At 62.5% G+C, this 26,518-nt stretch carries 25 protein-coding genes and 2 tRNA genes; 15 read left to right on the top strand and 12 right to left on the bottom strand.

Annotated elements, in window-relative coordinates; translation table 11 throughout:
- Positions 1 to 28: 28 nt before the first annotated feature.
- Both ACYQ0G_RS00555 and ACYQ0G_RS00550 read right to left on the bottom strand, forming a co-directional pair.
- Entirely contained in the window at positions 29 to 457 is a 429-nt protein-coding gene (locus tag ACYQ0G_RS00555; protein WP_460098239.1) for a GFA family protein, read from the bottom strand.
- The gene (locus tag ACYQ0G_RS00550) at positions 454 to 915 is read right to left on the bottom strand and encodes an Lrp/AsnC family transcriptional regulator (RefSeq protein ID WP_221541934.1); all 462 of its coding nucleotides are present in this window, start codon (positions 913 to 915) and stop codon (positions 454 to 456) included. Before ACYQ0G_RS00550 ends, ACYQ0G_RS00555 begins: the two co-directional genes overlap by 4 nt.
- Positions 916 to 1,152: 237 nt before the next feature.
- Between ACYQ0G_RS00550 and ACYQ0G_RS00545 the strand changes: the two genes are divergently transcribed.
- From ACYQ0G_RS00545 to ACYQ0G_RS00530, 4 genes are all read left to right on the top strand, one after another.
- Positions 1,153 to 2,814: a sensor histidine kinase gene (locus tag ACYQ0G_RS00545; protein ID WP_460098236.1), complete on the top strand. Its 1,662-nt coding sequence runs from the start codon at positions 1,153 to 1,155 to the stop codon at positions 2,812 to 2,814.
- An 80-nt stretch (positions 2,815 to 2,894) separates the two neighbouring features.
- Positions 2,895 to 2,971, top strand: a tRNA-Ile gene (locus tag ACYQ0G_RS00540).
- A gap of 29 nt (positions 2,972 to 3,000) precedes the next feature.
- Positions 3,001 to 3,077: transfer RNA gene (locus ACYQ0G_RS00535), tRNA-Pro, on the top strand.
- 106 nt (positions 3,078 to 3,183) lie between these two features.
- Positions 3,184 to 4,452: an MATE family efflux transporter gene (locus ACYQ0G_RS00530; RefSeq protein WP_460098233.1), complete on the top strand. Its 1,269-nt coding sequence runs from the start codon at positions 3,184 to 3,186 to the stop codon at positions 4,450 to 4,452.
- Positions 4,453 to 4,474: 22 nt separating this feature from the next.
- Here the strand turns inward: ACYQ0G_RS00530 and ACYQ0G_RS00525 are convergent, their stop codons facing one another.
- Entirely contained in the window at positions 4,475 to 5,836 is a 1,362-nt protein-coding gene (locus ACYQ0G_RS00525) for a M20/M25/M40 family metallo-hydrolase (protein WP_460098230.1), read from the bottom strand.
- A 137-nt stretch (positions 5,837 to 5,973) separates the two neighbouring features.
- On the opposite strand from ACYQ0G_RS00525, the gene ettA reads away from it, so the two are divergent.
- The 5 genes from ettA (at position 5,974) to ACYQ0G_RS00500 (ending at position 11,748) form a co-directional block, all read left to right on the top strand.
- Positions 5,974 to 7,647 (top strand): energy-dependent translational throttle protein EttA, encoded by a 1,674-nt coding sequence (ettA, locus tag ACYQ0G_RS00520; RefSeq protein ID WP_460098227.1) that lies wholly within the window; start codon positions 5,974 to 5,976, stop codon positions 7,645 to 7,647.
- Positions 7,648 to 7,840: 193 nt separating this feature from the next.
- The gene (locus ACYQ0G_RS00515; RefSeq protein ID WP_460098224.1) at positions 7,841 to 8,797 is read left to right on the top strand and encodes a hypothetical protein; all 957 of its coding nucleotides are present in this window, start codon (positions 7,841 to 7,843) and stop codon (positions 8,795 to 8,797) included.
- Positions 8,798 to 9,050: 253 nt separating this feature from the next.
- On the top strand, positions 9,051 to 10,814 hold the full coding sequence (locus ACYQ0G_RS00510) for a methyl-accepting chemotaxis protein (RefSeq protein WP_460098221.1): 1,764 nt from the start codon (positions 9,051 to 9,053) through the stop codon (positions 10,812 to 10,814).
- 74 nt (positions 10,815 to 10,888) lie between these two features.
- Positions 10,889 to 11,155, top strand: coding sequence for an acylphosphatase (locus tag ACYQ0G_RS00505; RefSeq protein WP_460098218.1), 267 nt, complete (start codon positions 10,889 to 10,891; stop codon positions 11,153 to 11,155).
- Positions 11,156 to 11,310: 155 nt separating this feature from the next.
- Entirely contained in the window at positions 11,311 to 11,748 is a 438-nt protein-coding gene (locus tag ACYQ0G_RS00500) for an FKBP-type peptidyl-prolyl cis-trans isomerase (RefSeq protein ID WP_460098217.1), read from the top strand.
- A gap of 82 nt (positions 11,749 to 11,830) precedes the next feature.
- Here ACYQ0G_RS00500 and ACYQ0G_RS00495 read toward each other — a convergent pair whose 3' ends face one another.
- Positions 11,831 to 12,658, bottom strand: coding sequence for a substrate-binding domain-containing protein (locus ACYQ0G_RS00495; RefSeq protein ID WP_460098215.1), 828 nt, complete (start codon positions 12,656 to 12,658; stop codon positions 11,831 to 11,833).
- 72 nt (positions 12,659 to 12,730) lie between these two features.
- On the bottom strand, positions 12,731 to 13,300 hold the full coding sequence (locus ACYQ0G_RS00490) for a pyridoxamine 5'-phosphate oxidase family protein (RefSeq protein ID WP_460098213.1): 570 nt from the start codon (positions 13,298 to 13,300) through the stop codon (positions 12,731 to 12,733).
- Between the two features lie 172 nt (positions 13,301 to 13,472).
- On the opposite strand from ACYQ0G_RS00490, the gene ACYQ0G_RS00485 reads away from it, so the two are divergent.
- Positions 13,473 to 14,345 (top strand): RcnB family protein, encoded by an 873-nt coding sequence (locus ACYQ0G_RS00485; RefSeq protein WP_460098212.1) that lies wholly within the window; start codon positions 13,473 to 13,475, stop codon positions 14,343 to 14,345.
- 63 nt (positions 14,346 to 14,408) lie between these two features.
- Here ACYQ0G_RS00485 and ACYQ0G_RS00480 read toward each other — a convergent pair whose 3' ends face one another.
- Positions 14,409 to 14,963, bottom strand: coding sequence for a cytochrome b (locus ACYQ0G_RS00480; protein WP_460098210.1), 555 nt, complete (start codon positions 14,961 to 14,963; stop codon positions 14,409 to 14,411).
- 103 nt (positions 14,964 to 15,066) lie between these two features.
- Between ACYQ0G_RS00480 and ACYQ0G_RS00475 the strand changes: the two genes are divergently transcribed.
- Positions 15,067 to 15,735 carry a prolyl hydroxylase family protein gene (locus ACYQ0G_RS00475; protein ID WP_460098208.1) on the top strand — a complete coding sequence of 223 codons (669 nt, stop codon included), beginning with the start codon at positions 15,067 to 15,069 and terminating at the stop codon, positions 15,733 to 15,735.
- A 27-nt stretch (positions 15,736 to 15,762) separates the two neighbouring features.
- Here ACYQ0G_RS00475 and ACYQ0G_RS00470 read toward each other — a convergent pair whose 3' ends face one another.
- The 3 genes from ACYQ0G_RS00470 to ACYQ0G_RS00460 form a co-directional block, all read right to left on the bottom strand.
- Positions 15,763 to 17,391, bottom strand: a complete 1,629-nt coding sequence (locus tag ACYQ0G_RS00470) for a lysine--tRNA ligase (RefSeq protein ID WP_460098207.1) — start codon at positions 17,389 to 17,391, stop codon at positions 15,763 to 15,765.
- 355 nt (positions 17,392 to 17,746) lie between these two features.
- Positions 17,747 to 18,631 carry an oxidoreductase gene (locus tag ACYQ0G_RS00465; protein WP_460098205.1) on the bottom strand — a complete coding sequence of 295 codons (885 nt, stop codon included), beginning with the start codon at positions 18,629 to 18,631 and terminating at the stop codon, positions 17,747 to 17,749.
- An 11-nt stretch (positions 18,632 to 18,642) separates the two neighbouring features.
- Complete coding sequence (locus tag ACYQ0G_RS00460) at positions 18,643 to 19,518, bottom strand: NmrA family NAD(P)-binding protein (RefSeq protein WP_460098203.1); 876 nt, start codon at positions 19,516 to 19,518, stop codon at positions 18,643 to 18,645.
- Between the two features lie 101 nt (positions 19,519 to 19,619).
- Here ACYQ0G_RS00460 and ACYQ0G_RS00455 point away from each other — a divergent pair, with 101 nt between their 5' ends.
- Positions 19,620 to 20,321, top strand: a complete 702-nt coding sequence (locus tag ACYQ0G_RS00455; protein WP_460098202.1) for a TetR/AcrR family transcriptional regulator — start codon at positions 19,620 to 19,622, stop codon at positions 20,319 to 20,321.
- A 14-nt stretch (positions 20,322 to 20,335) separates the two neighbouring features.
- Here the strand turns inward: ACYQ0G_RS00455 and ACYQ0G_RS00450 are convergent, their stop codons facing one another.
- On the bottom strand, positions 20,336 to 21,442 hold the full coding sequence (locus ACYQ0G_RS00450) for a mechanosensitive ion channel family protein (RefSeq protein ID WP_460098201.1): 1,107 nt from the start codon (positions 21,440 to 21,442) through the stop codon (positions 20,336 to 20,338).
- Positions 21,443 to 21,542: 100 nt separating this feature from the next.
- On the opposite strand from ACYQ0G_RS00450, the gene ACYQ0G_RS00445 reads away from it, so the two are divergent.
- The 3 genes from ACYQ0G_RS00445 (at position 21,543) to ACYQ0G_RS00435 (ending at position 25,407) form a co-directional block, all read left to right on the top strand.
- Positions 21,543 to 24,293, top strand: coding sequence for an ATP-dependent DNA helicase (locus ACYQ0G_RS00445; RefSeq protein WP_460098199.1), 2,751 nt, complete (start codon positions 21,543 to 21,545; stop codon positions 24,291 to 24,293).
- Positions 24,290 to 24,817: a SixA phosphatase family protein gene (locus ACYQ0G_RS00440; RefSeq protein ID WP_460098198.1), complete on the top strand. Its 528-nt coding sequence runs from the start codon at positions 24,290 to 24,292 to the stop codon at positions 24,815 to 24,817. The genes ACYQ0G_RS00445 and ACYQ0G_RS00440 overlap by 4 nt, the downstream gene beginning before the upstream one ends.
- An 83-nt stretch (positions 24,818 to 24,900) precedes the next feature.
- Positions 24,901 to 25,407, top strand: a complete 507-nt coding sequence (locus tag ACYQ0G_RS00435; protein ID WP_460098197.1) for a ComEA family DNA-binding protein — start codon at positions 24,901 to 24,903, stop codon at positions 25,405 to 25,407.
- Here the strand turns inward: ACYQ0G_RS00435 and ACYQ0G_RS00430 are convergent.
- Positions 25,392 to 25,976, bottom strand: a complete 585-nt coding sequence (locus tag ACYQ0G_RS00430) for a protein-methionine-sulfoxide reductase heme-binding subunit MsrQ (RefSeq protein WP_460098195.1) — start codon at positions 25,974 to 25,976, stop codon at positions 25,392 to 25,394. The genes ACYQ0G_RS00435 and ACYQ0G_RS00430 overlap by 16 nt on opposite strands.
- A gap of 48 nt (positions 25,977 to 26,024) precedes the next feature.
- Positions 26,025 to 26,462, bottom strand: a complete 438-nt coding sequence (gene soxR / locus ACYQ0G_RS00425) for a redox-sensitive transcriptional activator SoxR (RefSeq protein ID WP_460098193.1) — start codon at positions 26,460 to 26,462, stop codon at positions 26,025 to 26,027.
- Positions 26,463 to 26,518: the final 56 nt, after the last annotated feature.

The following is a 26,518-nucleotide window of genomic DNA, read 5'->3' as shown; positions in this document are numbered from 1 at the left end:
TCGCGGCTAGCCGCGCTGCTAGCCCAATCTAATCGAAGGTGAACCCAGCGGCCTTGGCTTCGGCGATGATCTCGTCGCCTGTCATGCGGCGGTGTTCGCCCTCGATCCGGCACCAGTCGGCGCGTTCGTCGACGAAGATCTCTTTTTCGACCGGCAGTTGCGCGGCATCTTCGAACAGCCCGGCAGAAAAGCTGCGGTTGCCCGTGGGCAGGAAGCGGAACCACAAGCTGCTGCCGCAGGTGCCGCACGAGGCGCGCTCGGCCCAAGCGCTGGAATTGTAGACGGTGACGCTATCCTCGCCCGTAACCGCCGCTTTTTCGGCGGTCATCGCGGCATAGAAAGCGCCGCCCCATCGGCGGCACATGGTGCATTGGCATATCTCGAGAGTGCTGTTGGCGCCGGTCAGGTCGACCGTCACGGCGCCGCACAGGCACTGGCCCGAGACCGCATCGATCAAAGCGGAACGCCCGGATCGTTCTTGCTGGTGCGGATAGTCAGCGAGGTCTTCACGCTGGCCACATTGGGAGCGGGCGTCAGCTTGCTGGTCAGGAATTCTTGGAAGCTCTGCAGGTCGCGGCTGACGATCTTGATGATGAAATCGATCTCGCCATTGAGCATGTGCACTTCGCGCACCTCTGGCAGATCCTTCATCGCCACTTCGAATTCGCGCAGCGAATCTTCGGCCTGGCTCTTCAGGCTGACCATGGCGAAAACGGTGATCGAGAAACCGAGCTTCGAGGGGTCGAGTTCGGCGTGATAGCCGCGGATGACGCCCTCTTCCTCCAGCGCACGCACACGGCGCAGGCAGGGCGGCGCGGTCAGGCCGACGCGATGCGCCAGCTCGACATTGGTTATTCTTCCCTCGTCCTGTAATTCGGCGAGCAAACGACGATCAATATCGTCCATATTGGCCATGCCAGTCTTTCCTCAAGCCAGAGATACGCCTATCGAAAGATAAGCCGCACACGAAATGTTGGTGGGGCGTAATGATCCGAATGGCTAACATTATTTTGTTTGCCAGCAATTGAATGCTTTTGCAACGGCGACCGGGACGGTTTTGCGTAAACGACCGTTTACCAATTGCTGCTAAGAGCACTGGGCCGATTGTGCACTGCGGAATTAACCGGCCGGTTCGGCGATCATGGAGAAAGAATGCATTTCGACGACCGCCTTGCCACTGTGCTGCGCCTGCGCGCATCCGGCGAGCGTGCGGCGAAGACGCAGTTTCGGCAGCTGATCGACCTGCTCGGCGAGCGGGCAGAGGGCGGGGATTCCGCGCTCGAAGCGGCAGCCTATCTCCGTCTGATCGCGTTGGCTGACGAGATCCCTTTGCAGGAGCGGGTGGCACTGGTCGGGGAACACGGCTGGCGCTTCCGCAATCCCGACCTGGTGAAATGGTTCGGCGAAGAGCATCCGCATATCGCGGCGGCGGCACTTTCGCGCGCGCAGCTGACACCCGGCGAATGGGTCGAACTCATCCCCGCGCTGCCAATCCGATCGCGGGGCTTTCTGCGTTATCGCAAGGATTTGCCGCTGGAGGCGATGAGGGTGCTCGACCAGCTCGGCGTATCGGACAGGGCGCTGCCCCTTCCCGAGCCAGTGCAAGAGGTGCCCAAGCGCGAAGCGCCCGCCGCACCAGCACCAGCCGCGTCGGCCCAGCCCGCCAAGGATCCGGCCAAGACCCTTCCCGGCAAGGATGACGTAAAAGCCCTTCTCGCCCGTATCGAAGCGTTTTCGCAGGAACGCACGCCGCCTTCGCAAACCGGGGTGCCGGCAAAGCCTCGCACGCGGCGCGAGAGACCCAGGCCGCCGGAATATCTCGACCACTTTTTCTTCGAAGCCAATTCGGAAGGTCGCATCGAATGGGCTGAAGCGGCCATCCTCCCCATGGTCTTCGGAATTGACCTTAAGAAGCTCGGCTCCGGAAGAACCGTCGAGGCGATCGCCCGGCGCAAGCAGATGCGCGACACCCTCGTGGCTTTGCGCGGTGCCCCGCTGATCGAAGGAGATTGGGTGGTCGACGCCAATCCCCGATTCGACACGGGCAACGGGCGGTTTCTGGGCTATGAGGGGCTATTCCGCCGGCCAGTGGATGCCGGGGATCCGAGCGGCGAGCAGGCGGATCGTCTCAGGCAATTGCTTCACGAGCTGCGCACACCGGTGAACGCGATGCAGGGTTATGCGGAAATGATCCAGCAGCAGGTCATCGGCCCGGTGCCACACGAATATCGTTCCATCGCCGCAACCATCGCGGGCGATGCGGCTCATATCCTTGCAGGTCTCGAGGAACTGGAACGCCTTGCGAGACTGGAAGCAGGCACGATCGAGCTCGAACCGGGCACGTGCGATTTTGCGCAGGTCGCGCGCACTCAACTGACTCAGTTGCAGTCCGTGCTGCGCCCGAAGGTTGCGCGAATCGAAGCCGACCTCGGCGATCTTCGCGCACCGGTGAGTTTGGCCGAAACCGAAGCCGAACGGCTGGCATGGCGAATGCTGGCGACACTGGCCGGGTCTGTCGCCGCAGGTGAAACGATCAAAATCGATCTGGCAACCGAAGGTAGCCAACTTGAACTGGCCGCAGACATACCGGCCATTTTGCGCGATCCTGTCGATATTTTTGCAGTCGAGGCCCGGAGCGGCAGCGGCGCGTTGAGCGCGGGAATCTTCGGAATCGGCTTTTCTCTCCGCCTAGCCCGGGCCGAGGCGCGATCGGCAGGCGGCGATCTCGTGCGCCATGACGATTGCCTGATGCTTTCGCTGCCGCTGCGCGTTGCGGCGAACCGTGTTTCCATACCGCAAAATGAAGAAGGATGATAAAAGCGTGTTTTCGCGGCTTGCCCTTCACGGCGCACGCGGCTAGGCGGCGGTTCGAGCCTTCACGGACGGTTCCTTGGGGGCCCGTAGCTCAGTTGGTTAGAGCTGGCCGCTCATAACGGCTAGGTCGCGGGTTCGAGTCCTGCCGGGCCTACCAACCGTCCGGCTTGAAGATCGACGTAATGTCGGGGAGTGGCGCAGCCTGGTAGCGCACCTGTTTTGGGTACAGGGGGTCGCAAGTTCGAATCTTGTCTCCCCGACCACACGTCGATCGATCGCAAGGAGCCTGACCTGACCGCCGGCCCCGCCCTCCTGTCTTCCGAAACGCGGCTCGATACGCGGGCCATCTGGGCGATCGCCCTGCCGGCGATGGTGACCAATGTCGCCACGGCGCTGATCGGCATCGGCGACATGTGGATCGTCGGCCAGCTGGGCGATGCGCCCACGCAAGGGGCGGTCGACGTTGGTGCGCGGCTGTTTGCCGTGCTCTTCACTGTCATGAACTTCCTCAAGACCGGCACCACCGGGCTGGTGGCGCAGGCAGGCACACGCTCGGGCGCGCAGGCGCAGGCAATGGTGCTGCTGCGCGGCTTGCTGGTCGGGCTGTCGATCGCGATGCTGCTCCTGCTGGCAAAACCGCTCGTGCTCCCACTCGCGCTCGATGCCCTTGGCGCGACTGGCGCGGTGCGCGAGGCAGCGAATGTTTACGCGGATATCCGCTACTGGAGCGCCCCGGCGGTCATGGCCAATTTCGCTGCGATCGGCTTTCTCGTTGGCCAGCGGCGTATGAAGACCGTGCTGGCGGTCGAAGTGCTCTACAATCTGCTCAATGTCGGGCTGGGCCTGTGGTTCGCCCTCGGGCTGGAATGGGGAATCGCCGGGATCGGCTGGTCGAGCTTCATTGCCGAATTCGCCAAGCTGGCGCTGCTGACGGCCATATTGCTGGGCGGCGCCTCTGCCAAATCTCTCCTGGAAAGCGCGCGGCGGGGCGGGATTGCCAGCCTGTCCGGCCTGCGGCCCTTCCTCTCCGTCAATCGCGACCTTTTCCTGCGCACGCTGGTGCTGGTCGTTGCCATGGCCGGGCTGACCCGCCTTTCGGCAGAGCGCGGCGCGGTGGTGCTGGCCGCCAATGGCATCCTCTACCAGCTGTTCATCTTCACCGCCTTACTGCTCGACGGATTCGAGAATGCCGCGCAGGTCCTCAACGGCGAACGCGCCGGTGCCGCCGATCGCAAGGGCTTTACCGGCTATATCCGCGCGATCCTGTGGCGCGGCATGGCGGCAGCGGCGCTTCTTGCAGCTGGTTTCGCGCTGCTGGCGGACCCGATCCTTGCCAGCTTCGCCGCGACCGAAGCGGTTCTCCTGCAGGCGCAGGACCTGGCCCCGTGGCTGATCGTGATACCGTTTGCGGGCCTTGCGGGCTTCGTGCTGGACGGCATCTATGTGGGTGCCAGCTGGACGCGGTCCCTGCTGCTAACGATGATCGGCGCGGGCTTGGTTTACGCAGTGGCCCTGTGGCTGAGCTGGCCGCTTGGCAGCCATGGCCTGTGGCTCTCGTTCAGCCTGTTCCTGCTGGCGCGCGCAGCATTTCAACTGGCGCTGCTGCCGCGCCTGATAAACCGGGAATTTTCCGCCTGAACCTGTGCCGAGGGCGAGGAGCTTACTGCTCGCTCGCCTCTTCGCGGCGGATCGACTGTGCGTGGTTAGCCATCACCCCGACCACTGCCGTCCACACGGCGACATTTTGCCGCAACTGCACCGGATCGATCTTGTCGAGCGTGTCATCGGCCGTGTGATGCAGGTCGAAGTAACGCGTCCCGTCCTGCTGCAGGTCGATCAACGCGCCATTCTGTTCGCGAACCACATTGAGATCGGCACCGCCGGTCGCCACGCCGCCCGCAGGTGCGACGCCGAAGCGCTGCACCGAACTGGCCAGCTGGCCGAAGAGTTCGGGATCGGTCCGGGTGAAGTTGGTTTCCAGTCGCCATATCCGGTCCGCGCCGAAATCGCTTTCCAGCCCGACGAAGATCGGTTCGCCCGCGTGGGCAGCGGCATAGGCGCTCGATCCCCACAGCCCTGTTTCCTCGGCACCGGCGAACAGTACCCGGATGGTGCGCAAGGGCTGGCCCTGCTCGGCGACATGCCTAGCCGCAGCAGCCGCGATTGCGCAGCCGGCACCATCGTCGATCGCGCCGGTTCCGAGGTCCCAGCTGTCGAGATGGCAGGCGAGCAGAACGGGCGGCAGCGACGGATCGCGGCCCACGATCTCACCGACCACATTGCCGCTTTTCGTGATGCCCAGATCGCGCGGCGTCATCACCAGCTTCATGCGGATTGGTTCGCCATTCGCGCGGGCGAACATGCGCTCCAGATTATCGGCATCGGGATTGGACAGCGCGCCTGCGGGCGTGGGGCTGACACCTTCGGCAAAGGTCGTCGTCCCGGTATGCGGAACACGGTGATTGTCGGTGCCGACCGAGCGGATGACGGTTGCCACCGCGCCCTTGCTGGCTGCGAGCGACGGCGCCGTCCAGCGCGCAGGTCCGGCGAAGCCATAGTGCGATCCATCCTGCGCGGCACGCATCCGGTGACTGACGAAAGCGATCTTGCCCTTCAGGCTACCCGGTGCGGCAGCTTGCAGATCGGCATAGGAAGGGAAGTAGACCACCTCCGCCTCGATCCCCTGCGGTCCGGTGGAAGCCGTGGTCGATAGCGCGGTAATCGCCATCGGCTGCGCGTAAGGGGCAACCACCTCCGCCATTTCGGTGCCGCGCACCCAGGTCTCCATATCGAACGGTTCGTTCTCGACATTGGTGAAGCCGTTGGCGCGCAGCCAGTCCATGGCCCAGACGCGTGCCCGCGCCTCCTGCTCGGTGCCCGGCATGCGCGGGCCGATTTCCGTCGTCAGTCCTTCGACGAAATCCCAGGCGATCGTATCGCTTTCCAGCGCGTGGTCGGCACGGTCGGCGGCTGCGGGAACGGAGAGCGAAAGTGCGGCAAGCGCGATGAGCGATCTGGTCATGGAGCGGCTTGCTATCATTCCCAGCGGCAAAGCCAAGCCCTGTCTTATCTACCCTGAACCTTGCCCATTGGCGCTGTGGCGACTATCTGCGCCACCAACTTTCCCATTCTTTCAGATCAATTCCAAGGATTCGCCCGATGGCCGCGCAATACGCCTTTGTCATGAAGGACATGACCAAGACTTTCCCCGGTGCTCCGAAGCCGGTGCTCAGCAACATCAACCTGCAGTTCTATCAGGGCGCGAAGATCGGCATCGTGGGTCCCAACGGCGCGGGTAAGTCGACGCTGATCAAGATCATGGCCGGCATCGACAAGGATTTCACCGGCGAAGCATGGCCGGGCGAAAACATCACTGTCGGCTATCTGGAGCAGGAGCCCGAGCTCGACGAAAGCAAGACCGTGCTCGAAAACGTCAAGGACGGTGCGCGCGAAACCGCCGACATGGTCGAACGCTTCAATGCGATCGGTATGGAAATGGGCGAGGAAGGCGCCGATTTCGACGCGCTGAGCACCGAGATGGCCGAATTGCAGGACAAGATCGACGCGGTCGACGGCTGGACGCTCGACAACCAGCTCGAAGTCGCGATGGAAGCGCTGCGCTGCCCGCCGGGCGACTGGCCCGTCACCGATCTTTCGGGCGGCGAGAAGCGCCGTGTCGCGCTTACCCGCCTGCTGATCCAGAAGCCTTCCATCCTGCTGCTGGACGAACCGACCAACCACCTGGACGCAGAGTCGGTCCAGTGGCTGGAAAACCACCTAAAAGAATATGCGGGTGCGGTGCTGATGATCACCCACGATCGCTACTTCCTCGATAACGTGGTGGAATGGATCCTCGAACTCGACCGCGGATCCTACTATCCCTACGAAGGCAATTATTCGACCTATCTGGAGAAGAAGGCCAAGCGTCTCGAGCAGGAAAGCCGCGAGGATTCGGGCCGCTCAAAGGCGCTGTCCCGCGAACTCGAATGGATCCGGCAGACGCCCAGCGCGCGCCAGACCAAGTCCAAGGCGCGTGTGCGCAAGTTCGAACAGCTCCAGGAAGAGCAGCAGAACCGCAAGCCCGGCAAGGCGCAGATCGTCATCCAAGTGCCCGAACGTCTGGGCGGCAAGGTGATCGAGGCCAACAACATCACCAAGGCCTATGGCGACAAGCTGTTGTTCGAAAACCTCAGCTTCATGCTCCCCCCGGGCGGCATCGTCGGTGTGATCGGCCCCAACGGCGCGGGTAAGTCCACGCTGTTCAAGATCCTGACCGGCAAGGAAGAACCCGACAGCGGTACCGTGGAAATCGGTTCGACCGTCCACCTCGGCTATGTCGACCAGAGCCGCGACCATCTGAACCCCAAGAACAATGTCTGGGAAGAGATCTCCGACGGCCTCGACTACATGAAAGTCAACGGCCACGATGCCTCGACCCGTGCCTATGTCGGCGCGTTCAACTTCAAGGGTGCGGACCAACAGAAGAACGTCGGCAAGCTGTCGGGCGGTGAACGCAACCGCGTGCATATGGCCAAGATGCTGAAGGAGGGTGGCAACGTCCTACTGCTGGACGAACCGACCAACGACCTCGACGTGGAAACGCTGGGCGCGCTGGAAGAGGCGATCGAGAACTTCGCCGGCTGCGCCGTGGTCATCAGCCATGACCGCTTTTTCCTCGACCGTCTGGCCACCCACATCCTCGCCTTCGAAGGCGATAGCCACGTCGAATGGTTCGAGGGCAACTTCGAAGCCTACGAAGAAGACAAGCGCCGCCGTCTCGGCGATGCGGCGGACCGTCCGAGCCGGGTGAGCTACAAGAAGCTGACTCGGTAAACGCTAATTCCGGCATTCCCGCACAGGTGGGAATGCCGGATTATGATTCGGGATGGTTGCGTGCCAGATCTATGAAAGCGCTCTGGATCACCAAGCGTTTTAAAAGCGTAAGTACTCTGGCACAATTTGAAATCTGTTTTACAACACGCTGAGTGTCATGCGAATACTTCCTCTTCAAGGAGGGACGGTCGCTATGTTCATTCGCGCATTACTGGGTCTCGTTCTTTTACTGGGGCTGGCAGTCAACGCCTCCGCTGAAGAACCAAGGAACTTCGTCTTTCTCGGCGGCGATGATCTGGATGAGCATTCCCAGCTAATCGCACGACCTGATGTCGAGGGCGTGCAAAAGGTCTATTCCTGGCGCGCTCTCGAGCCGGAAGAAGGCATCTACGATTTCACGGACATCGAAGATGATCTCGCGACACTTGATCGCCAAGATCGCCAGCTGTTCGTCCAAGTTCAGGACCGCTTCTTTTCGCCAACCGCGCGGCGCGTACCCGATTATATTCTTAGCGATCCCAAGTACGATGGTGGGCTCGCACGGCAATTCGACAATCCCGGAGAAGGCGAGCCCGTCGGCCAGGGCTGGACCACGAAGCAGTGGAACCCTTACGTGCGATCGCGATTTCAAAGCCTGCTGGTTGAATTGGCCGAGCGGTTCGATGGGCGGCTTTACGGGATAAACCTTCCCGAAAGCGCTTACGATCCAATCGGCGGGGAAGAACAACCGGGCGTTTTCTCCTGCGACGAGTATTTCTTCGCGGCACTGGACAATATGGCTGCGCTGCGTGCCGCCTTTAGCAAGACGCAGGTTGTCCAATATATCAACTTCTGGCCCTGCGAATGGAATAACGATCACCGTTACATGGAGCGGGCGTTCGCCATGGCTGACACGCTCGGGCTTGGTGTCGGAGGGCCGGATATCGTGCCGTATCGACAAGGCCAGATGAAAAACAGCTATCCCTGGTTCAACAAGCACAAGGAAACCCTTCCGCTCATCGCCATGGCGATCCAGGAACCGACCCTTACCTATACCAATCCCGAAACGGGCGAGACCTTCACGCGGGAGGAATTCATCGCCTTCGCTCGCGACTACTTGGGCGCAGACATCATATTCTGGTCGCCAGATGCGCCTTGGTTGAATCGATAGAGGATCGATACGTGCCTAACCGCGCGTAGCTTGCACCGGCACCCATTAATACAAAGAGTACCCAAGACGATTTTCATGATCGGTGACGCCGAAAGCAAGGAATTGTCTTTAAGCGGGCAACAGTGAAGTTGTCTGCATATCGAATAATCTGTCACCGAAACAAGAAAATCCGATCGGCGATCCGGAACCGTCCTTCTGCTGTCTAGAATGGGGTCTTAGCGATCCCTCCTGCAACGTGAGATGAGACCTCCGGATGACCCTTAAGCGTAAGCTTTTTGCCTGCCTGGCCATACTTAGCGCCGCCCTGCTCGCCTTAGCCGCCGCCTTCTATCACACAGCGCGCACAAATGAGGCGGCGCTTTCGACCATCCTGGTCGATCGTGTCGAGCCGCTTGAAGACCTGAAGACAGTCGCCGATACCTATGCCGTTCTCATCGTCGACAACGCACACAAGGCCTTGAACGGGAATGTCGGCTACGACGAAGCGGCAGATAACGTTCGGGCAGGCACCACCGCGATCGACGAAGCATGGAAGTCTTATCGCGCCACCAGCATCGATGGTGAAGAAGAGCGGCTTGCGAAGCAGGCCGAAGCGCAGATGGCGACCGCGGACGCCGCGGTCGTCAAGCTCGAAGCGATTCTGGACTCTGGTAACTCCGAAGCGCTGAGGCGGTTCGTCGAGCGCGATCTCTATCAGACCATCGATCCGCTTTCGGAGACGATTACGGAATTATCCGGAATGCAGATCGACATCGCGAGCTCGGTGACAGAGCGTGCCTTGGAAGACACTAATTTCTCGCTGACCATTGTAGTTGTGCTCGCCATTCTGGCTGTCGTGGCGATTGCTTTCTCCATCTTCATCGTCACCCGCAAGGTTGTCCACCCGATCACCAATCTGTCGAATGTGGTGCATGGCCTCGCCAAGTCGGGCGATGGGCAGTTACCCCACCTCGAACAGAAAGACGAGATCGGTGACATGGCGCGCGCTGTCGACGCCTTCCTGAACGCGGTTCTCGAGAAGGAACGAGCCGCAGCAGCAATCACTGCGCGCGAGCAGAAGATGGTCACCGATACACTCGCCGACGGGCTATCGGCGCTCGCCGCAGGCGATCTGACGGCCGAGGTGACCGCTGACTATCCCCCTGCCTATGCCGCTTTGAAATCGAACTACAATGACGCCGTCAAATCACTGCGCACGCTGATCGAAAACGTGGTCAAGGGAACTACTTCGATCCGCATGAGCTCCGGCGAGATCGCGCAGAGTTCCGAATCACTGGCGCGTCGTACCGAGTCGAATGCCGCCAGCCTCGAACAGACCTCGGCAGCGCTCGCTCAAATGAATGACCGTATTTCCCGCGGCGCTGCCGCTGCCAAGGATACAGCAAAAAGCGCCAACGAAGCCAATGGGGTCGTACACGATGGACGCTCGCTGGCCGAGCAGGCCATGCAGGCGATGGGCCGTGTTCAGGAAAGCGCCGAAGGCATCGACACGGTGATCGAAGGGCTGGACAAAATCGCTTTCCAGACTCGCGTGCTCGCGATGAACGCTGCGGTCGAAGCTGGCCGGGCGGGTGAAGCGGGACGCGGCTTCGCAGTGGTCGCCGATCTCGTCTCAGCGCTCGCGATGCGGGCGGAAGAAGAAGCGGGCTCGGCACGCGAGCAGCTCACCACCACGCAGGAAGAAGTGGGTAATGCCGTTGGAACCGTGAAGCGAGTGGATGAGGCGCTCGAACAGATTTCCTCGAGCGTCGGCAATGTGAATCAACTGCTCGAAACGATGGCAGCAGACAATCAGGCACAAGCCTCGGCAATTTCGGAAATCGTCACGGCTGTCAGCGACATGGACAACTCGACGCAGCAGAATGCGGCCATGGTCGAAGAAACTTCGGCGGCCTCGCGCCAGCTGGCGTCCGAAGTGACTGTGCTAGCCGAGGAAGCCGGGCACTTCCGCACCCACGCCGGTGCCCCGGTCCCTACCACGAATGTACAGGACGTGAGGCCTGCCCTGCTGCACTGATCCGCCTTCGACGCCGAGGGAGATGCGGCCTTTGCCACCATGCAAATCGCGCGGTTATACGCTATGTTGCAATCATGGTTGCACGACACCTCCTTCTCCTCGGCACGGTCCAGGGCGTGTTTTATCGCGCCTGGACCGTGGAAACCGCACGCGAACTTGGGCTTCATGGCTGGGTGCGCAATCTGCCCGAGGGGACCGTGGAGGCGCATGTCGAAGGCGAGCTGCATGCGGTCAAACGCCTGATCGAAGCGATGGGGGAAGGCCCTACCCGCGCCCGTGTGGAGCGGATCGATTGCCGCGAGGTCGACTGCAAAGGGTTCACAAGCTTCGAGCGGCGCTAGCTCTATCCATGACGGGATCTGCGACGCCTATACTGGACTGTATTTGACTCATCGCGCCTCGGTTCCCACATGGGTCGGGAGGCTCCCGGTTCGCGGGTGCTGTTCCTGACGGCGCACCTCCCCCGCGCCGCGAACACGAAATTCAGAGGATATCCATGACTACTCCCAGCAACGGTGACACCGTAACCATCGACTACGTCCTCAAGCGCGGCGACGGCGAAGTTGTCGGCAATACCGAGGAAGCAGGCCCCCAGCAGGTCCAGCTCGGCGCCGGCCAGATCTTCCCGCAGATCGAGGAAGCGCTGACCAATATGGAAGTCGGCGACAGCAAGAGCGTCGATATCGCCAGCGACAATGCTTTCGGTCCGCGCAGCGAAGAACTGGTGATCGACATTCCGCGCGCCAACCTGCCGCCCGAGCCCGCCCCGCAGCCGGGCATGGCGCTGAACGCGCAGAGCCCGGATGGCCAGCCAATGACGCTCTACATCCTCGAAGTGGGCGACGAGGCGATCAAGGCCGACGGCAACCACCCGCTCGCGGGTGAAGACGTGACGTTCGATGTGACCCTGCGCGATATCAAGCAGGCTGCCTAAGCTTCAAGGCGGAATTACGAAGAAGGGCGGCTGAGGGGATATCCCTTCAGCCGCCCTTTTTGTGTGGGTCAGGTTAGATCGATCAGGCCGGAGGCGGAGCAACTGAGCTGCGCTCGGCCAGCTCGAAGGGAATTTCGGCGTGGCCCTTCGCATCCCCCTTGCCGGCGATGCATTTGGCCAGCAATTCGCAAGACTTCGCTCCCATCTCTTCCAATGGCTGGCGCACAGACGTCAGCGGCGGGTTCATCGACTTGGCGATCGGATCGTCGTCGAACCCGACGATGGACAGCGATTGCGGCACGGACTTCCCCGCCCGCCGCGCTGCATCGACGAAGCCGGCAGCCATCGCGTCATTGCTGGCGAAAACGGCAGTCGGTTCGGCCGCGAGCAGCTTGGCACCCACTTCCATACCCGATTCACGCGTGTAATCGCCCTCGACGACGAGCGAAGGATCGAGCTTTGCCCCCTTCGACCCGAGAGCGGCGGTGAAGCCATTGTAGCGCCGCATACTGGACAGGTGCGAGCGCGGGCCGCGAATGATGCCGACCTTGCGATGGCCTGCCTCCAACAACAGACGCGTGACAGTGAGCACTGCCTCATATTCATCCATAACGATGGTAATGCCGCGTCCCGGATCGAGCATAGGCGCGATGCGTGCGAACGGAATGCCAAGCTTTTCGATCTGCAACATCAGATGGCGATCATCGGACAGAGGGGCGGTAAGAATTACCCCGCCGATGCCTTCCTCGGAAATCGCCTCACGAGCTTCGCGGCCCGTGTTGTGAAGGTTTTCCATCTGGATCTTCACGCCCATCGTGCCAGCCTGCCGGCTTGCTCCCGAGTGCAGGCGCGAAACATAGTCACGGTTGGTATTGTCGAACAGCATAAGAATGCGGTCGCCGGCTCTCATCTCGCTTCTCTCTCCCTATTTGGATAGCGCTACCAATTCCGCTCATTCTTCAGGAGCGGCGAATAGGCTTGATCAGGGAGTAACCCAGCTACCCTTATTATTGGTAAAGATCGCTCGTTTATGCCCATCGTTCGACAGCCAGTACCAGTCGGCGCTCTCAATCGTCACGATAAGGACCGCAAAATTCGTGCGCGCGGGCGCCAGTTCCTCTTCGGTCGGGCGCTTGCCCTCGACATCCTCGGGCAAACCGCTTGAGGGATGGTCCCGCTTTTCCCCCGGAGGTGCGCCCAGATAACAACGGCGCGCGTAAGTGTCGCTGGCTTCCCACGCCGAAGTAGCGAGCGGAGTATCACTTTCGATGCGAGCCCGCCCCCGGCATCGGATCTGGACCTTTTCTTCCCTGTCGTAGAACAGCACGGCCACCGCTGCGTCCTTATCGATGACCTCTATCTTGGGCGAACGGGAATCAGTGTGAAACCTCAGGGTCCACTCCTCCCGGTCGAACTCTCGAAGAACCATAATTCGCGCATCCGCATCTGCGGTAGCGACCACGGGCGTGTGCATCGGTGAACGGCGATTGCTCGCGGCGTCCTGAAGGCGGTCTTCAATATCTCGGCGAACGTTATCGAGTGTCAGTGGCATGGACAGCTAACGTCCGATCGGAACATGCGGTCCTTATTCATTATTTTTCACCTTTCCCTGAACAGAAGCCATCTGGCATGGTTCAGAATGAAGTCAGCCTCAGCTGATACATAGGGCCAATCGAAAACGGCCGCAGGTGTGGAGCGGCTCTCGAAAAATGAGGATAGGCTCCATGACATTGATCAGACTAATGAGCGGTGGCGCGATCGGCGCGCTGGCCATCACCCTTGCCTTCACGGCACTGCCATCTCCTGCGGCGGCTGCCGAGGCGGCATCTAGCCAATATAGCCAGCGCGATCGCGCCGACCGAAACCAGGACCGGGGGGAGCGCAGGCAAGAACGGCGCGGTGAACGGAGAGACCAGCGTCGGCAGGAACGCGGTTCGCGCGGTGACGAGAACACAAGAGGCGATTTTCGGTCCGTTAGGGACAATGCCGTGCGCGAGGCCGCTCAGCGTGCTCGCGAAGAGCAAAGCCAGCGCGGCGCCGAACGGACCAGGCAGTGGGGCCAGCGCAACAATCGCGGTGAGGATAACCGCCGCGACCGGAGCTATGGCGGTGATCGAAACCAGACCTATACTGGTCATCGCAACCGAAGCTACCGCGACAGGCGACAGGATTCCCGCGAAGATCGCCGGGACCGTCGGGACGCATATCGCCAGGGTTATCGCGAAGCCCGCCGCGACGACCACCGCTCCCGATATTATGACGGCAGCCGCTGGCGCGATTACGACCGGTGGGACCAGCGCAGGTGGCGGCAGAACAATCGCTACAACTGGAGCCATCACCGTGCCCAGAACCGGAGCCTCTACCGCCTGGGCCGATATTACGCCCCCTATCGCGATTACCGCTATCGCCGACTGAATATCGGTTTCCGTCTGGGTAGCCAGTTCTTCGGCAATCGCTATTGGGTTAATGATCCCTGGCGCTATCGCCTGCCCGAAGTCTACGGACCCTATCGCTGGGTGCGGTATTACGACGATGTGCTGCTGGTCGATGTCTACAGCGGCGAAGTGGTCGATGTGATCTACGACTTCTTCTGGTAATCAGTCCGGCAAGAAAACTTCGAAGACCCCGTCGAGCGATCGGCGGGGTCTTCTTTACTCCGGTCAGACCTTTCCGAATGGCAACATACGAAAGATACCTCCATTCTTGTCGAAGAACGTATGCTTGAGCGCGCCGAGAATGTGGAGCGCGATCAGGTAGATGAAAATGCTGCCCCCGGTGGCATGAATGCTGAAGATCGATTTCGCCGCTTCGGGATTGCCGCCCACGGGAAGCGCCGGGATGGTGAACAGGCCGAACATGTCGATCTCGCGCCCGGCGAGCGAGTTAGCGATCCAGCCGCCCAGAGGAAGGGCAATGAGAAGGACATAGAAAACCACGTGCACTATGCGCGCCAGGGTCTTTTCCCACTTCGCGAGATCTGACGGGAGAGGCGGCACGGGGTGCGTCCAGCGCCACAGCAGACGGCCAATTGTCAGGGCAAGGATCAGGATTCCCAGCGCCTTGTGATCGGCGAAGATGGCTGAACGATCCGCAGGTGATTGCGCGTGATGCGCATTTTCCGCGAGCCGCCAATTCACGATGACCGCCACCGCGATGACCCAGTGGAAGATCATCGCCCCGATCGAATACCGGCGCGCGGAAGTGACATTGTCCATCTGTAGATTCCTTTCCCAACTTTGTCGGTGGACAGTAGCGCAGTCTCTTTCGCTCGCAAGCGATGGGTTGATGTGAGGCGCGCTGCCGCTAAGAATTTCGGTCATGACGAAGACAAGCACGATTCCCGACCAGGATGCCCTCAAGCGCCTAGGTGCCAAGGTCCGCCAGCGCCTCGAAAGCGATCCGGACATCTACAAGGTGCCGACCGACAAGGCCGAGATTTTCGCCGTCGCCAATTTCCTCAGCCCCGAGGAATGCCGCCGCTTCATCACCATGATCGACGTTGTTGCGCGGCCCAGCGAGCTTCACGAAACCGCCTATATCGAGAAGTTCCGCACTTCCTATTCGGGCAACTTCCATCCCAACGATCCCTTCGTCAAAGGCGTGTCGCGCCGGATCGACGATCTGCTAGGCCTGCCGGCCGTCAATGGCGAGGCGATCCAAGGCCAGCGCTATCTTCCGGGTCAGGAGTTCAAGCCGCATAACGACTGGTTCTACACCGACCAGGAATACTGGAAGGAAGAGCGCAAGCGTGGCGGCCAGCGGTGTTGGACGGCGATGGCCTTCCTCAACAAGGTGCCGCAGGGCGGTCACACGCATTTCACCCATGTCGGCGCCTCGATCGAGCCGAAGCCCGGCGTGCTCCTGATCTGGAACAACGCCACGCCCGAAGGCGAACCGAACCTCGATACCATGCATGCCGGCACGCCGGTGATCGAGGGTTCGAAATACGTGCTCACCAAGTGGTACCGCACGCGCGCCCACAAATAGGGCCCATGAACAAGGTGCTGGCGGGCGTCAGCCCTTCGCCAGCGCCTCGGCGATGAGCTTGCGGCTGTTCTCGATCCCGTAGAGCGCGATGAAGCTGCCCATGCGCGGCCCCTGATCGCTGCCGAGCAGCGTCTGGTACAGCGCCTTGAACCAGTCCCGCAGGTTCTCGAAACCGTATTCCTCGCGCTTGCCGATTTCATAGACCTGCGTCTGCAGATCCTCCGCACTGGTGTCGGCCGGAGCATCGGCGAGATAGGCGTCGAGCGCCTTCAGCGCCTCGGCCTCATTCGCGGTCGGCGCACGCTTGGACAGCGTCGGCACGATGTAGTCGCGCGTATAGGCGACTGCGGTGCCGATCAGCACGTCCAGTTCGGGGGTGATCCGGCCAGCGCCGATGTAGCTTTCGAGATAGTCCCGCAGCGATTCCTCGCTCGCTTCCGCGCCCAGCACGCTGGCAAGGTTCAGCAGCAGGCCATAGGTCACCGGCAGGCTGTCGCCCGCCCCGGGCGCTTCCGCCCCATCGAATCCGCCATTGGCGCGCGCAAGGTGCCACACGGGATTGCCCAGCTGCTTGTCGAGCGGTTGTTCGGCCAGCCGTTCGCGGAACTGCCAGTAATCGTCCACCGCGCGCGGGATGACGCCGACGTGGAGCTGCTTGGCGCTCTTGGGATTGGGGAAGATGTAGAAGCCCAGGCTCTCTTCGCTGCCGTAGTCGAGCCATTGCTCGATGGTCAGGCCATTGCCCTTGGACTTGGAGATCTTCTCGCCCCTCTCGTCGAGGAACAGCTCGTAGATCAGCCCTTCGGGCTTGCGCCCGCCCAGCGCCTGCACGATCTTTCCCGACTGCACGCCGCTGTCGGTCAGATCCTTGCCGTACATCTCGTAATCGACGCCCAGCGCATACCAGCGCATCGCCCAGTCGACCTTCCATTGCAGCTTGGACATGCCCCCCAGCGCCGACTGTTCGACTACCGTGCCGTCTTCGTCGGTAAAGCGGATCGTACCCGCTTCGGCGTCGACGACTTCCACCGGCACCTGCAACACCCGGCCCGTCTTCGGGCTGACCGGAAGGACCGGTGAGTATGTCTGGCGGCGTTCCTCGCGCAGCGTCGGCAGCATGATGTCGAGGATGGCGTCGTTGGTGCGCAGCACCTGACGCAGCGCATCGTCGAAAGCGCCGGAATTGTACCGGTCGCTCGCCGCGATGAACTCGTACTGGAAGCCGAACTGGTCGAGAAAGGTCCGCAACTGCGCATTGTTGTGCGCGGCGAAGCTGTCGTAATCGGTCTCGAACGGATTGGGCACGCGCGAGAGCGGCAGGTGCAGGTTCTCCTGCAACAGCGCTTGGTTGGGCACATTGTCGGGCACCTTGCGCAGGCCATCCATATCATCGCTGAAGGCGATCAGGCGCGTCTTACCGTCTTCGGGCTTTGCCCCGATCATCGCCTCGAACGCGCGGCGGACGAGCGTGGTGCGCAGCACTTCCTGGAACGTGCCGATATGCGGCAGGCCGCTGGGGCCATAACCCGTCTCGAACACGACCGGCGATCCATCGGGCTTGGCCCCGCTGGGATAGCGTTTGAGCAGCCGCTGTGCCTCCTGGAACGGCCAGGCCTTGGACACGCGGGCGGCTTCGATAAGGTCGGTCATGCTCATGCGCACCCTCTTGCCGCTGACCGCTGTGGTTGCAAGTGCCAAATGTTGGATTGCCCCTCGGCAAGTCCTACAGGATGGAGCACATGGAGCACGGTCCAGAGGGGAAAATCGGGGGCGGTTGAGAAGCTCCCTGAAGCGGTGATGGAAGAATGGGATGCGGGCCGATTCATGCGCTCGTGGCTAGTCGGCGCTGTGCGTGTAGGAAAGTGGATAGGTGCGGGTCATGGCCGTACGGGAGCCAGCACGCCGCATCCTTTCGAACATCGGCGTCCGGGCCGCTTTGTGCGAGAATCCCAGTGTCTCACAGAAGCGCTTAGCGGAACCCGGAAGCCGACTTTAGGCGGAAAGCAGGCGGCTACTTCCCTATTCCGTCCAGCGTGGCCACAGCTTCCTCAGGAAGATGCAGATTGGCTGCCGCGACGTTCTGGCGCAGGTGGTCGACCGAGCTCGTGCCGGGGATCAGCAGGATATTGGGCGAGCGCTGCAGCAGCCAGGCGAGCGCGACCTGCATTGGTGTTGCGTCGAGGTCTTTTGCCACACTTTCCAGTGTGTCCGACTGCAGGGGATCGAAGCCGCCGAGCGGGAAGAACGGGACATAGGCAATGCCTTCCTGCGCAAGGTGATCGATCAGATCGTCGTCGCCGCGATTGGCGAGATTGTACATGTTCTGCACGCAGACGATCTCGGTCATGGATCGCGCCGCGTCGACCTGTTCGGGCAAAGCGTTGCTAATCCCCAGCGCGCCGATCCGGCCACGATCCTTCAGCGCGATGAGGGATTCGAGCATCGGCCTCACATCGCCGGGAGTGGGCCCCGCGTCGCCTTTGCCGAACATCAGCCGCAGGTTTGCAATCTCGATCCGCTCGATCCCGAGATTGTCGCAATTGCTTTCGACCGCATCAATCAGTTCCTGCGACTCCATCGCCGGGAGCCAGGCGCCTTCGTCATCGCGGCGCGCGCCGAGCTTGGTCACGATCGTCAGCCCTTCGGGAAAAGGGGCGAGCGCTTCGCGGATCACGCGGTTGGTGTGGTGCGGGCCGTAGAAGTCGCTCGTGTCGATATGGTCGATGCCGAGCGCGAGTGCTTCGCGTAGCACGGCAATCGCGCCCTCGCGGTCCTTCGGCGGGCCGAAAACATGCGGTCCGGCAAGCTGCATCGCGCCGTAGCCCATCCGGTGGATGGTGCGGTGGCCCAATGCGAAGGTGCCCGAATTGGCGATGGCGTTCTCTGTCGTAAGCATTGGCAATTCCTTTATGCGTGATTGGTTTGGGGGGCCGGAGCCAGCGCGGCCGCGAGCACGTCGCGCAGCGGTGTAGGTTTGCGGCCAAGGAGGGTTTCAAGCGCCGGGTCCACCGTGCTGAAGTCACCCCGGCGAGAGGCGCGGAAGGTGCCCAGCAGCATTTCGGCGTAGTGTTCGGGCACGCCGGCATCGACCTTCGCCGCTTTCCATTCCGCGTCCGATACGATGGTATGGCGAACCTCGCGGCCGGTGATCTGCGAGGCAAGCTCGGCAATATCGGCCATCGTCCATGCGCGCGACGCCGTGAGCGGCGGAGTCGCCCCGTCGAAAATCGCCTCGCCCGCTAGGAGCGCCGCATCCGCCTGTGCCAAGTCTTCGCGGGCGGTCCAGCAGACCAGGCCATCCTCTGGCACGCGCAATTCGTTGCTCTTCAGATCCTCGCCGATCATCTGCAGGCAGCTCTCGGCATAGAAGCCATGCCGCAGAGCCGTGAACGGCGTGCCGCTTGCCTCGAGGTCCGCTTCGCTCCTGGCGTGCTGGTCGGCGGGCGGAAAGGGCGATCCTTCGCGAGCGCCGGCATGGGAGGTGTAGAAGATGCGTTCGACGCCTGCGTCGCTGGCCGCGACGATCGCATTGCGGTGCAATCTGCGCGCCTCCTCTCCGAGCTTGTCGACCGAGACGATCTCGATCCGCTCCATCCCGGCGAAAGCGCCGGGCAGACTGGCCGGATCGGCGAAGTCCGCGCGCCGCACGGCGACGCCATCGGGCCGCGAGAGCGAATCCAGATCGCGCGAAGCAGCGATAATCTGCGCCGGAGCTGTGCGCTGCGAAAGATGTTCGACGATTGCGCGGCCAAGATGGCCGTTGGCACCTGTGACCAAGATCATGACTGCATTCCTTCCAGTGATATCGCTTCTGCGTTATCAGTGATAACAGCTATACGCAATCGGCGCTATCATTGTTCCCGTATCGTCGATAATGATTGGTCATGACGATGGACGAAGCCACCGATACCGATACGAGGCGGGCCGTGCTCGATGCTGCTGCCGAGCTGATCGCAAGCGGTGGAACCGCTGCGCTGACGACGCGCGCGGTCGCGGCGAAAGCGTCGATCCAGCCGCCCACGCTCTACCGCATCTTCGGCGATAAGCGCGGGCTGCTCGACGCCGTGGCGCAAGACAGGCTGGCGCGGTTCGTGGCGGAAAAGGAAGCCGATCAGCCGCATCCCGATCCGGTCGAGGAGCTGCGGCGGGGGTGGAGCCGCTATGTCGCCTTCGGGCTCGAGAATCCGGAGGTATTCGCGATCATGAACGAGATCGGTTCGCCCTTGGCGCAGTCGCCTGCGTCGCTGGCCGGGATGGCCGCCCTGCGCCGCCGCGTGGCGCAGATCGCGCAGGCTGGCCGGCTTCGCATCGCGGAAGAGCGTGCTGTCGCTCTCGTCCATGCGTCCGCAGTCGGCATCGTGACCACCTTTCTGGCCTTGCCGCCCGAGGGACGGGACGAGCAGATGCTCGCCCTGAGCCGTGACGCGGCGATTGCTGCGATCGTGGACGAGACGGCAGCTTCGCAAGCATCCGGCCCGGTGTCTCACGCCATCGCCCTGCGCGCGCACCTCGACAATGCGGAAGCGCTGTCACCGGCGGAACGGGCGCTTTTGGGCGAATGGCTGGAGCGGCTGATCGAGCGCTGAGGAGGGGGAGTCGCTTACCGCGCCATCTGCTGCAGCGCTTCGCCTGAGGGAAAGCCGGTAATATCCAGCGGGGCGACCGGGGCCAGGCGACTGCGTACGATGGCTTCGGGCATTTCCGCCGCCAGCCACTGGATGAGCGCTTCGCGGATATCGCAGCGCAGGTCATAGAGCGTCGGGGAATCCTTGGCTGTTACGAGGAACCGCACCTCGATGGCGTCGCGCGTCAGTTCGGTCACCTGCATGTGCTTCACCCGCCCATCCCAGCGCGTATTGCTTTCGACGAGCTCCTCGAATTTGGCGCGGATGGGATCGAGCCGGGTGACCGGATCGACATAGAGCATGATCGTGCCCATCAGCTGCGCCGTGGTCTTGGTCCAGTTCTGGAAGGTCTCGTCGAGGAACTTGGAGGTCGGCACTACCAGCCGCCGTTCGTCCCACACCTTGACCACGACATAGGTCGTGCGGATTTCCTCGATCCAGCCCCATTCGCCCGCGATTATCACGGCATCGCCCACGATCACCGGCTCGGTCAGCGCCATCTGCACCCCGGCGATCAGCGATTTGAGCGCTGGCTGGGCCGCTGCGCCAACCGCGAGACCGGCGAGGCCTGCCGATGCCACCAGCGTCACGCCGATGTCGCGCACGCCCGGGATCGCGAGCAGCATCAGGCCGATCACCACGAAGACGATGATGAAGGTGGCGATACGGTTGAACAGGGCGAGTTTCGTCCGCCGCCGCCGCGCGCGGCGGTTGTCCTCCATGGAATCGTCGTTGCGCAGGATCGCCACCTCGACCAGCGCATGCAGGATCGCGAGCACCATCCAGCCCACGAACAGCGGCATGACCACGCCGCCGATCCGGTCCCAGATCTCGTTCAGCACGGGAAAGATCGAGGATACCGCCACCAGCGCGAGCATGATCAGCGCCCAGCGGCTGGGCTGCGCCAGCCTGCGCACCACGATATTGTCGGACTGGCTCTCGCTCGAACGGGCAAAGCGCCGCAGCAGGCCGAAGGCGGCGGCGTGAAGGAGCAGCGCAGCAGCGATTGTGACGATTGCGACGAGGCCGACGGCGACCCACCATGGCAGGAAGGCGAGATGGGTATTTATCCAGTCAGGCATGGGCGAAGGCTATGGGATCGACGTTAATGCTGCAAGTGCGAAAGAAACTTCGCTCGTGCGCCTCTTGCCCCCCGTTCCGTTTGTGTTCTAACGCGCTTTCGTGAGCCAGCCGCTTCCCCTACCCTCCCTCCACGCCAGCCATGCCGGAACCTGGCTGCGCGACGCCAATGGCGCGACGCGCGGCTGTTCCAAGGGCGAAGCGGTGATGGCCGCGGCCGATACGCCGCTGCTGCTGATGAACGCGCCTTTGGTGGCGAGCCGGCTGGGTTATCCTGACCTTTCGGGGCTGGATTTGCTGGAGCTGTTCGCCTTCGTCCATCCGGCGAGATTTTGCGTCCCCACGCCCAAGGGGCTGGCGCATGCGCTGGGGCTGGACGAACCGGACGATGACGCGGGCGTGCCGCTGCTGTTGCAGAAGGCCGCCGGGGCGCTGATTACCACTTGCGAAAGCGATGACTGGGCCGAGCGCGAAGGGGCCTGGTCTTCGCTGCAATCGCTTACCCGGCTGCGCTGGCCGTGGGCCAATGTGCTCGCCCCGCATATCCGCAAGCCGGAGCGGGCGGAGAAGTGGCTGTTCACCCGGCTGCCCGAATGGGAGGAAACGCCCGAACGCCCCCAGCCCTCGCAGGTCCTGATCGAGGAACCCGAGATCGAGGCGCATCTCGAACGGCTGACCGGCGAAGGCGCGGAACGGCGCGAGGGCCAGCGGCTGTTCGCGCGCGGGGCGGGACACGTCTTTTCACCGCGCGACCGGCAGAAGCGCCCGCATGTCTTGCTGGCGCAGGCGGGGACAGGGATCGGCAAGACGCTGGGCTATCTCGCCCCGGCTTCGCTCTGGGCGAGCGCGTCGGGCGGGACGGTGTGGGTCAGCACCTTTACCAAGAACCTCCAGCGGCAGCTCCGCCGCGAAAGCACGCGGGCCTGGCCTGCCACCCGCCCCGATGGCTCGCCGCCCGTAGTGGTGCGCAAGGGGCGCGAGAACTATCTCTGCCTGCTCAATCTGGAAGATGCGCTGCAAGGCGGCTTTTCCGGACGGCCCGCGATCCTGGCGCATCTGGTGGCGCGCTGGGCCGCCTATTCGCAGGATGGCGACATGATCGGCGGGGACTTGCCCGGCTGGCTCGGCACGCTGTTCCGCAAGCGCGGGATTGCCGCCCTCACCGACCAGCGCGGCGAATGCGTTTATGCCGGGTGCCCGCATTACCGGAAGTGCTTCATCGAGCGCAGTGCACGCAATGCGGCGCAGGCCGATCTGGTCATCGCCAACCATGCGCTGGTGATGGTCAATGCGGCGCGAGGGCGCGATCTTGCCAGCCGTCCTACCCGCATTGTCTTCGACGAAGGGCACCACGTGTTCGATGCGGCCGACAGCACCTTTTCCGCCGCGCTGACCGGCCAGGAGGCGATCGAGCTGAGGCGCTGGATCATCGGGCCGGAGCGCAATTCGCGTGGGCGGCGGCGCGGTCTGGCGGCGCGGCTTGCCGATGTGGCCAGCTATGACGAAGCCGGCGGCGAGGCTGTTGAAGCTGCGGTGGAGGCTGCCGATGCCCTGCCCTCCGACGGCTGGCTGGGTCGGCTGGCGGAAAACGCGCCCTCGGGGCCGCTGGAGGCGCTGCTCGCACAGGTCCGCGCCACGACCTACGCACGCGATGAGAGCGGGCAAGAGGCAGGCTACGGCATCGAGACCGAAACCTCGCAGCTTCCCGGTGAACTGGTCGAGGCGGCTGGCACGGCCGCGCAGGCGCTGGCGCAGCTGCGCACGCCGCTACTCAAGCTGGCCGGGCGGCTGGAGGCCGTGCTGGAAGATGCGCCCGACTGGCTGGACGGTCAGGGCCGCGCGCGGATCGAAGGTGCGCGGCATTCGCTCAGCTGGCGCATCGATCTGATCGCGGCATGGGAAGCGCTTCTTTCGCGGCTGGGCGGACCGGCGGATCCGGAATTCGTCGACTGGCTGGCGGTCGATCGCAACGACGCACGCGAATTCGATATCGGGCTTTATCGCCACTGGCTCGACCCGATGAAGCCATTCGCCAAGGTCGTGCTGGAGCCAGCGCATGGCGTGATGCTCACCAGCGCTACGCTGACCGACCGTGACGAGACCGGGCCCGACTGGCCCCATGCCATCACCAAAAGCGGCGCGCCGCATCTCGAACTCAAGCCCAGGACCGCGCAAGCGGACAGCCCTTTCGACTATGCGGGCCGTGCCGAAGTGCTGATCGTCACCGATATCAAGCGGGGGGACATTCCCGCGCTCGCAGGTGCCTATGCCCGGCTTATCGAGGCATGCGATGGCGGCGTTCTGGGCCTGTTCACAGCGATCCGCCGGATGCGGGCGGTCTATGGCCGTATCGCCGACCGTCTCGCCCGCGAAGGCCTGCCGCTCTATGCCCAGCATGTCGATCCGATCGACACGGGCACGCTGACCGACATTTTCCGCGACGATGCGCGCGCCAGCCTGCTCGGAACCGATGCCTTGCGGGACGGGGTCGACGTTCCCGGCCGCAGCCTGCGCTGCGTTGTCATGGAAAGCGTACCGTGGCCCCGCCCCACCATCCTGCACCGCGCCCGCCGTGCCGCGGCGGCAGAGGAAGAAGGCGGAGCCAAGCGTTTCGACGACCGGATCATCCGCGCCCGGCTGGCACAGGCGTTCGGCCGCCTGATTCGCAGCCGCGAGGATTCGGGCCATTTCATCGTTCTGTCCCCTGCCTTCCCCAGCCGGCTATTGTCGGCCTTTCCCGAAGGCACACCCGTCATACGCCTGACGCTTGCGGAAGCTTTACAGCGCGTGGCGAACGGTGTTGGAGGCGATTCTACTGCCGAACCGGCTCAAGCGGAAAAGGAAGAATCGTGAAGATCCTCGGGTTGCTGCGGCACGCCAAGTCCGACTGGGGCCAGAGCGACAAGCGCGATTTCGACCGCGGTCTGAACCAGCGCGGCTGCAAGGGCGCGGAACTGATCGGCCAGCATATCCGCGATCACGGCGTGAAGTGGGACAGGTTGGTCGCAAGTCCGGCGCAGCGCGTGAAGACCACGCTGGAGCAGGCCGCCATCGGACCCGAGCCCGAATGGAATGATCGTCTCTATCTCGCCAGCACGGAAACCATCATGGATGTCATCGGCGAGACCGCCGAAGAGGCCGGATCGCTGCTCGTGGCAGGCCATAATCCGGGCCTCGGCGATATGGTGTTCGAACTTGTCGCGCCGAAGAACGAAAACGCCCTGTTCGATGAAGCGAAGGTGAAATTCCCCACCGCCAGTTTCGCCGTATTCAAACTCGATATCGATGATTGGTCGCAGCTTCGCGAAGGATGCGGAAAGCTGGTCCATTTCGCCCGCCCGCGCGATCTGGATCCCGAACTCGGCCCCGAATTCTGAAAAGCCGGGCCAGAGGGAAAGACTTCGCTTTCAATACGCATTCAACCTGCTAATGCGAGCCCTTCGCAATAAGAGGAATGACTATGCGTAAACTGACTTTCGCCGCCCTTGCGGGTTCCGCCCTCGCCCTTGCCGCCTGCTCGGGCGCCAATGAAGAAGCGACCGACGACACCACAACGGTAGACGCTCCTGCAGCGGATGTGGCCGACACTGCGACTGAAGGCACGGTGATGGACGCCAATACGGCGACTGAAGAGCAGCTTGCTGCAATGGACGGCGTAACCCCCGAACTGGCAGCCGCCATCGTGGCCGGCCAGCCCTATGACAATGTCAGCGCTTTCAACGAAGTCCTGATGGGCAGCCTTACCGAAGAACAGGCTGCAACAGTTCGTGAAACGCTGTTCGTGCCGGTCAACCTCAACACCGCCAGCGAAGCCGACATCAAGCTCATCCCCGGCATGACCGAGAAGATGGAACACGAGTTCATGGAATATCGCCCCTACGAGGACATGAACGAATTCGATCGCGAAATCGGCAAGTATGTCGACGAAGCGGAAGTTGCCCGCTTCCGCAATTACGTCACTCTCTGACGTAGCTGGATACCAATCCGGATCAGCTCGATCGCGGCCAGGATGCCCACGTGGATCCAGGCCGTGGTCGGGTCGAAAGCCGACCATACCCAGTGCAGGAAGGTGAGTATCGCCGCCGGATAAACCAGCCGGTGCAGCGTCTTCCAGCGCCGCTTCAGCGCCCGCATGGAAGCATCGTTCGATGTGATTGCCAGGGGCAGGAACAGAGCGAACGCCAGCCAGCCCACCACGATGAATGTCTGGTCCAGTTCTGCCAGCACAAGCTCTGCCGAGCCCTTCTTCCAGAGATAGATGACGGTATGCATCAGCGCATAGCCGAAGCTCGCCACGCCCAGATCGCGGCGGCGTTTCATCAGCCACTGCGCCCATTTCTGCCGGCGGAAGAGCAGGCGAACCGGCGTCACCGCCAAAGTCACCAGCAACAGCCACGCCGCCCAGTCCCCCGTATCGCCGATTGCATGACCATAGCCATAAGCGTCGGGCCTGAAGACCCAGCGCCATACGATCCACAGCCCCGGCAGGGCCAGGACGAACCAGAGAAACGGGCGGGATTTCAGAGCTGACGTCAATTCACTTCCGATCGTGCATGGGGACGGCGCTATGCTGCCATGGCCGCCCTATCGCAAGACCCGCGGCCCGCTGCCCGTCTTTCCCCATTCGTCTTGCGGATTGTAGAGCGCGCATTTTTTCAGCGACAGGCAGCCGCAGCCGATACAACCGTCCAGATCCTCGCGCATCTTCTCGAGCGAAGCGATCCGCGCATCGATCCGGCGGCGTATCTCGCCACTGATGTTTTTCCAGTCGGCGGCATTGGGGGTTCGCCCCTGCGGCAACGCGGCCAGAGATTCCTCGATTTCGTCGAGGGACAGACCAAGTTGCTGGGCAATGAGGATAAAACTTAACCGCCGGATGTCGCTCCGCAGAAAGCGGCGCTGGTTGCCGCGCGTGCGCAGCGCTTCGACCAGCCCCTTCTCCTCGTAATATCTGATCGCTGACACGGAGAGGCCGGTGCGGCGGGCAAGATCGCCAATGGGCAGAAGGTCGTTCGCTTTCATCAATCACGCTGATAGATACATTCATGCTTGACCTCAAGTCAGCTTGAGGTTGCATA

It is taken from the genome of Qipengyuania triglochinis, from assembly GCF_054655615.1.
The sequence above is the reverse complement of the archived record's forward strand: the minus strand, read 5'-3'. Positions and strand labels throughout refer to the sequence as shown.